Origin of the sequence: Sphingomonas sp. CCH10-B3 (assembly GCF_001556185.1) — a bacterium.
GTDB lineage: Bacteria > Pseudomonadota > Alphaproteobacteria > Sphingomonadales > Sphingomonadaceae > Sphingomonas > Sphingomonas aquatica.
Map to the genome: position 1 here is coordinate 1 of NZ_LSIJ01000070.1, position 6,561 is coordinate 6,561.

A 6,561-nucleotide genomic window follows, 5' to 3' on the forward strand; every position below is an offset into this window, starting at 1 on the left:
GGCGGGGAGGTGGGGGCATGGCGCCGCGGCAAAGCCAGTGACAGGTCGGCCATGCCCCCGGCATGGCCTGAGCAATGCGGGGCATTGCTCACCTGTCACTCGTCGGTCGAGGGAGCGAGGGCGAGCTCGCTCCCCCGCCGGCCGGGCGTGTGGCGGTGCCGCAGCCAACGCTGGCGCGTTGGCCTTGGGCCTCACGCCGGGTTATGCTGATCGAGGAACTTCTTCACTTCCTGCAGCAATTGCACCCGGTCTTCCTCGCGCAGCAGATTGTGGGTGTTGAGCGGCTGTTCGAGATAGACGAAGTCGCGCCCTTCGACCTTGCCCGCCCCCTTCAGCCGCGCGACCAGATCGCGCGATTGCGACACCGGCACGCGAATGTCCTTCGCGCCGTGGACGATCAGGATCGGGATCGAATAATCCCTGGGGTGCAGCCCCGGCGACACATCGACCAGCTCGCCTGCCGATCCCAACGCTTGTTTCGCGCGGAACGTGCCGAGGTAATTCTTGTCGTACCGCACCATCGCCGGCAGGTCGTGCACCCCCGCGCCCGAAATGGCGCAGCGATATTTGGCGCCGTCGCGCTGCGCCGCCCGGCTCGCCGCATAGCCGCCATAGGACCAGCCCATCATGCACACGCGCTTGGGATCGATCGTGCCTTGCCCGGCGAGCCAGCTGACCGCGTCGTTCAGGTCATCCTGCATCCGGTATCCCCAGGCCTTTTCGGATGCCTTGGTCCAGGCCGTGCCATAGCCGGTCGAGCCGCGATAATTGGGCTGGATGACGACATAGCCATATTCGGCGAGCGCCTGCGCCCAGCCGTAAGCGTCCCAATCGGCATCGTCGCGCGCCCAGGGGCCGCCGTGCGGCAGGACGATCAGCGGCAGGTTCTTCTGGCCGGCGCGGTGGCGCGGCATCGTCAGGATCGCCTCGATCGGCTTGCCGTCGCTTGCGGCATAGCGCACCGTGCTGACGGGGTTGAGCATCGCGTTCTTCAGCGTGTCACTGTACCACGCCAGCCGCCCGGTCGCGCCGCTCGCGGTTTCGAACAGATAGGTCGCGGGCGGCTGCCCCGGCACGCTCGCCTGGAACAGGATGCGCGTCTGCGCGGCATCGTTGCTGACGATCCGCACATTGCCCTTGCCGAAGGGCTCTTCGAGCACCGCCTGAATTTCCTTCATGCGGGGGCTGAAATACAGTTGCTGGCCGCGGCCGGTGGTGAACTGGACCCCGTTGATCGAGCTGCCGTCGCGCGCGACCAGCGGACCGTCGATGTCGTAACCGTCGACGCCGAACACCTTCTTGCCGATCTTCATGGTCGTCAGGTCGAATTCGTACAGCGCTTCATACCCATCCTTGGCGCTGACGGTATAGGCGGTGCCGTCTTTCAGCATCACGTCGGGCACCGAAGGGCGCGCGTTGAGGCCCATGACTTCACTGAAGATCGTCTTCAGCCCCGACTTGGCATCGGGGCGGTACAGCACGGTCAGGCGCCCGGTGTCGCCGCTGAACGACGTTCCCATCCGCACCACGCCGGCTTCGTCCGCGGACCAGTCCGAAACCACTGGATTGGCGCGCATCACCATCTGTTCCTTGCCGGTGACCGCGTCGATTTCGACCACCTCGGGCTTGCCGAGCAATTCGGTGCCGTTGGCGGGGTTGATGCGTTCGAGCAGGATGCGCGGCGGGCCGTCGCGCGACGCCCAGAGCAGGCTGGTACCGGCAAAGGCCTTGTCCCAGCCGAGCGGCAGCACCTTCTGGCTGGTCCGGTCGTAGGACGCGAACCGGACGTTGTCGAACCAATCACCGCCGAAATTGTCGCGCGAGCTGATGCCGATCAGCAGCACTTCATTGTTCAGCCAGCGATAGCTGATGACTTGGCGCTGGCCGATCTTGTCGCCCGACAAGTCCGAATCACGCGCGATGATGCGCGGCTGCACGCCGGGCTGGCCCACGGCGAGGATCGCGAGCACCTGTTGCCCCTGTGCGCGAATCTTGGCGGCAATCCAGCGGCCGTCGGGCGACAGCGTCGCGCCCGCAACCAGAGGAAACTGGCCGAAAACCTCGATCGGGACGGTCTTCCCTTCCCAATCGGCGGCCGGCTTCACTTGTGCCGCGACCGGCGCCGTCCAAGCAACGCTGCTTGCCGTCACCGCCAGCGCGGCGAACAGGCGCAAATTCACAGAGACCATCGTCATATCCCCCTAAGATATCGGCCGAACCGAAAGCTTATCGCCACGGTCCGGCCGATCAAGGGGCTCAGCCGACGACCCCGCTCGCCGCTGCCACGGCCGCCAGCAACAGCAGCGCGACGATGTTGGTGATCTTGATCATCGGATTGACCGCCGGGCCCGCGGTGTCCTTGTACGGATCGCCGACGGTGTCGCCGGTGACCGCGGCCTTGTGGGCTTCGCTGCCCTTGCCGCCGTGGTTGCCGTCTTCGATGTACTTCTTGGCATTGTCCCATGCGCCGCCGCCCGAGGTCATCGAGATGGCGACGAACAGCCCCGACACGATCACGCCGAGCAGCATCGCACCGAGCGCGGCAAAGCCTTCGGCCTGACCGGCAACGGCAGTGATGATGAAATAGACGAGGATCGGCGACAGCACCGGCAGCAAGCTGGGCACGATCATCTCGCGGATCGCCGCCTTGGTGACGAGATCGACGGTGCGGGCATAATTGGGTCGGCTGGTGCCCGCCATGATGCCCGGGTTGTTGCGGAACTGGTCGCGGACTTCCTCGACCACCGCGCCCGCCGCGCGGCCGACCGCGGTCATCCCCATCGCCCCGAACAGATAGGGCAGCAGCGCGCCGAGCAGCAGCCCGACGATGACATAGGGGTTGGAGAGCTGGAAATTGACCGTCAGGTTCGGGAAATCCTTCGCCAGATCGCTGGTGTAGGCGTTGAACAGGACCAGCGCGGCGAGTGCTGCCGAGCCGATCGCATAGCCCTTGGTCACCGCCTTGGTGGTGTTGCCGACCGCGTCGAGCGCGTCGGTCTTGTGCCGCACGTCATCGGGCAGCCCGGCCATTTCGGCGATGCCGCCCGCATTGTCCGTCACCGGGCCATAAGCGTCGAGCGCGACCACCATGCCCGCCTGCGCGAGCATTGCGGTGGCGGCAAACGCCACGCCGATCACGCCCGCGAGCTGGTACGCCGCGATCACCGCGATCACGATCACGAAGGTCGGCAACGCGGTCGATTCAAGGCTGATCGCGAGGCCCTGAATGACGTTGGTGCCGTGGCCGGTCTCCGAAGCCTTGGCGATGCTGCGCACCGGGCGGAAATTGGTGCCGGTGTAATATTCGGTGATCCACACCAAGAGGCCAGTGACGGCCAGCCCGATCATCATCGACCAGAACAGCGCCATGCCGGTGACCGACGCGGCGGCATTGCCGGTGACGGCTTCGGGGGTGGCGCCGTTCAGGAAGCTGATGTTGCTGTTGCCGCCGATCGCGGTGTTCATGTCGCCGAGCGCATATTGCGTGGCGAAGTAGATGGCAGGGATCGACAGCACGACGCTGGTCCAGAACCCCTTGTAGAGCGCGCCCATGATGTTGGTGCCGCTGCCCAGCCGCACGAAATAGGTGCCGATAATCGAGGTGATGATGCACACCCCGCCGACGATCAGCGGCAGGCCCATGACCGCAAGCAGATTGTCGGCACCGCGCAAAGCGAGCGCGATCGAGATCATCGTCACGCCCAAGGTCACGACATAGGTTTCGAACAGATCGGCTGCCATCCCTGCGCAGTCGCCGACGTTATCACCGACGTTATCGGCGATCGTCGCCGGGTTGCGGGGATCGTCCTCGGGGATCCCCGCCTCGACCTTGCCGACCAGATCGGCGCCGACGTCGGCTGCCTTGGTGAAGATGCCGCCACCGAGCCGCGCGAAGATCGAGATCAGCGACGCGCCGAACGCGAGCGCGGTGAGTGCCGCGACGACGATCGGGCTGCCCGGCGCATTGCCGCCGGGGCCGATCAGATACCAGAAGATGCCCGAAATCGACAGCAGGCCAAGCCCTGCCACCAGCATGCCGGTGATCGCGCCCGATCGGAACGCCATGGTGAGGCCGCCCTGGAGCGAGGTCCGCGCGGCTTCGGCTGTCCGCACATTCGCGCGCACCGAGATGTTCATCCCGACATAGCCCGCCACGCCCGAGAGCACCGCGCCGATGACGAAGCCGATCGTCGAGACGGGCGCGCCCATCCGGTCGAGGAACAGCCAGATCAGTACGGCGACGACGACGCCGACGACAGCGATCGTGCGATACTGGCGGCCGAGATAGGCCTGTGCGCCTTCCTGAATGGCGGCGGCGATGTCCTGCATCTTTTCGTTGCCGGCGGGTGCTGCGAGCACCTGGCGGCTGGTGACGAAACCATAGAGCACAGCCAGCAAGCCACAGGCCATGGCCGCATAGACAATCAGCATCGCATTCCCCTTATCCTGCTGCCTCTGGCGGACGCCGGGCACTTTCGTTCTGGATGGCCGCGAACCTAGCCTTGGCGCGGCGCGATAGGCAAGCGGTGTTCGCCCTAGTGTTCGAAACCGAGACGCGGCGGCAGCGGCAGGCTTTGCGCGCCGTCGACCACGACCAGCCCGCTGCCGGGCGCGAACCGGCCGATGGCGGTGGCGGCGACCGGGAGTGTCTGACCGGGAGGTGCGGCGAACAGCAATTGGTAATCGTCTCCAGCCGTGGCCGCGGCAAGCCGCGCCGCGCGGTCATCGCCTGCGAAGGCGCGAAAGCTTGCCGAGAGCGGGATAGCGGCAAGACCGATCGTGACGGCGAGGCCGCTCGCCGCCGCCATCCGCTGCGCGTCGATCAGCAGACCGTCGGACACATCCATCATCGCGTGGACATGGGGCGCGAGCGCCTGCCCCTCGGCGAGGCGCGGCTGCGGGCGGCGATAGGCAGCGAGCAGCTCGGCCGGCCCGGTCTTGCCGCGCGCGATCGTCAATCCGGCTCCCCCATCGCCGATCGTGCCGGTGACGTAGAGCGTATCGCCCGCCTGTGCCCCCGACCGCGCCGGGGTCGCGACGCCGGCGCGGCCGATCGCGGTCAGCGTCAACACGCGCGGAGCGCCAGCGGGCAGGCTCACCGTGTCGCCGCCGATCAGCGGACAGTCGAACGCCCGCAGCGCCTCGCCTAGCCCGGCCACGAACGCCGTGTCCCAAGCGCTGTCGCCGAGCGGATAGCTGAGCATCACCCCCTCAGGCACCGCGCCCTTGGCGGCGAGATCGGACAGGTTCACCGTCAGGAGTTTCCAGGCGACGTCGCCGGGCGGGTCATCGCTCAGGAAATGCACGCCCTCGACGATCGTGTCGCTGGTCAGCACGAAGTCGCCCAGCCGCGCCGCATCGTCCGCCAGCCCCAATGCCCCGGGATGGAGCGGCAGCGCGCGCAGTGCCGCGAGGAACTCGGCTTCGGTCATGGCCTGCAGTGCTGCGCGGCTTCAGGGCTGGAAGACAAAGGTAAATTTCCCCACGTTGGCGCGGGCGAGAGGCTATCGCCCGGCGCCGTGCGCAGCAAGCCGATCCGCTGCCGCGCCGTCATCCTGGGCGAGGCGGGCGCTACCCGGCGCGCATGGTCCAATGCTTCAGGAGCAATCGCCGATGCGCTTGCCGTCGATCGTCTGCCGCACGGTGGTGCCAAACACCGGGATGTCGATCGTCATCTGGAACCAGTCTTTGCCGTAAGTGCCCGACACGGTCTGATTGTGGTCGGGAATGTCGTCGACGCCCCGGCATGCCAGCGATCCGCTGAGATAATGGTCCTTGATGGTCAGCTCGTCGGTCTTGCAGCTGCCGATCGGCACCAGCTGGAGCAGCGCGGCGCGCGCGGTCACGGCGCCGGTGTCGGCGGGCCTGAGGCACGTCTTGCGCGTCATCGGCGGCTCGGGATTGCTCGCCGATGGCACCGGCCCGCCGAGCGGGCCGGTGATTTCCCATTCCCCTGCCGCGATCTCGCTGGCAAGGGCCGGTGGCGCGGCGCCGCCGCTTGCCCCGGCGCTGCCGCACCCGGCGAGCAGAAGCAGGATCGGGCTGGAAAGAATGAAGCGCATCGGCGGCCCCTTGCAATGACCGGAGTGCATTAGCCGGCGCGGGTTAACAATCGTCGCTCAGCGCCGCACATCCTTGCCGATCGCGTCGAGCAGCCCGTTGACGAAGCCCGTCTCGCGCTTGTCGTAAAAGGCGTGGGCGACATCGACATATTCGGTGATGACCGCGCCCACCGGCACATCGGCGCGCGCGATCAGTTCATAGGCGCCGGCGCGCAGGATCGCCTTCATCGGCTTGTCGAGCCGGTCGAGGCTCCAGCCGGTCGCGAGCTTGGCCGTGATCAGCGAATCGATCTCCATCCCACGGGCGAGCGCGCCCTTCACGACATCGTCGAAGAAATCGACATCGGCTTCGGCATATTCGGCGTCCTCGATCGTCGCGCCGATGCGGTGCTGGTGGAATTCGTGGAGCAGCCGGACGATCGGGGTTGCTTCCATGTCGTGCTGGTAGAGCGCCTGAACGGCGGCGAGGCGCGCGGCGGCGCGGGCCTTGGTCCGGGGG

General features: G+C 66.9%; 5 protein-coding genes. All 5 read right to left on the reverse strand.

Annotated elements, in window-relative coordinates; translation table 11 throughout:
* Window positions 1–191 precede the first annotated feature (191 nt).
* Window positions 192–2,195 (reverse strand): alpha/beta hydrolase family protein, encoded by a 2,004-nt coding sequence (locus AX672_RS11990; protein WP_066651693.1) that lies wholly within the window; start codon window positions 2,193–2,195, stop codon window positions 192–194.
* 61 nt (window positions 2,196–2,256) lie between these two features.
* Window positions 2,257–4,431 carry a sodium-translocating pyrophosphatase gene (locus AX672_RS11995; RefSeq protein WP_066651694.1) on the reverse strand — a complete coding sequence of 725 codons (2,175 nt, stop codon included), beginning with the start codon at window positions 4,429–4,431 and terminating at the stop codon, window positions 2,257–2,259.
* A 104-nt stretch (window positions 4,432–4,535) separates the two neighbouring features.
* The gene (thiL, locus tag AX672_RS12000; protein ID WP_066651695.1) at window positions 4,536–5,432 is read right to left on the reverse strand and encodes a thiamine-phosphate kinase; all 897 of its coding nucleotides are present in this window, start codon (window positions 5,430–5,432) and stop codon (window positions 4,536–4,538) included.
* Between the two features lie 165 nt (window positions 5,433–5,597).
* Complete coding sequence (locus AX672_RS12005; protein WP_066651696.1) at window positions 5,598–6,062, reverse strand: DUF3617 domain-containing protein; 465 nt, start codon at window positions 6,060–6,062, stop codon at window positions 5,598–5,600.
* A 57-nt stretch (window positions 6,063–6,119) separates the two neighbouring features.
* Window positions 6,120–6,561: transcription antitermination factor NusB (gene nusB, locus AX672_RS12010; RefSeq protein ID WP_066651697.1), on the reverse strand; the 442-nt coding region annotated here is incomplete at its 5' end.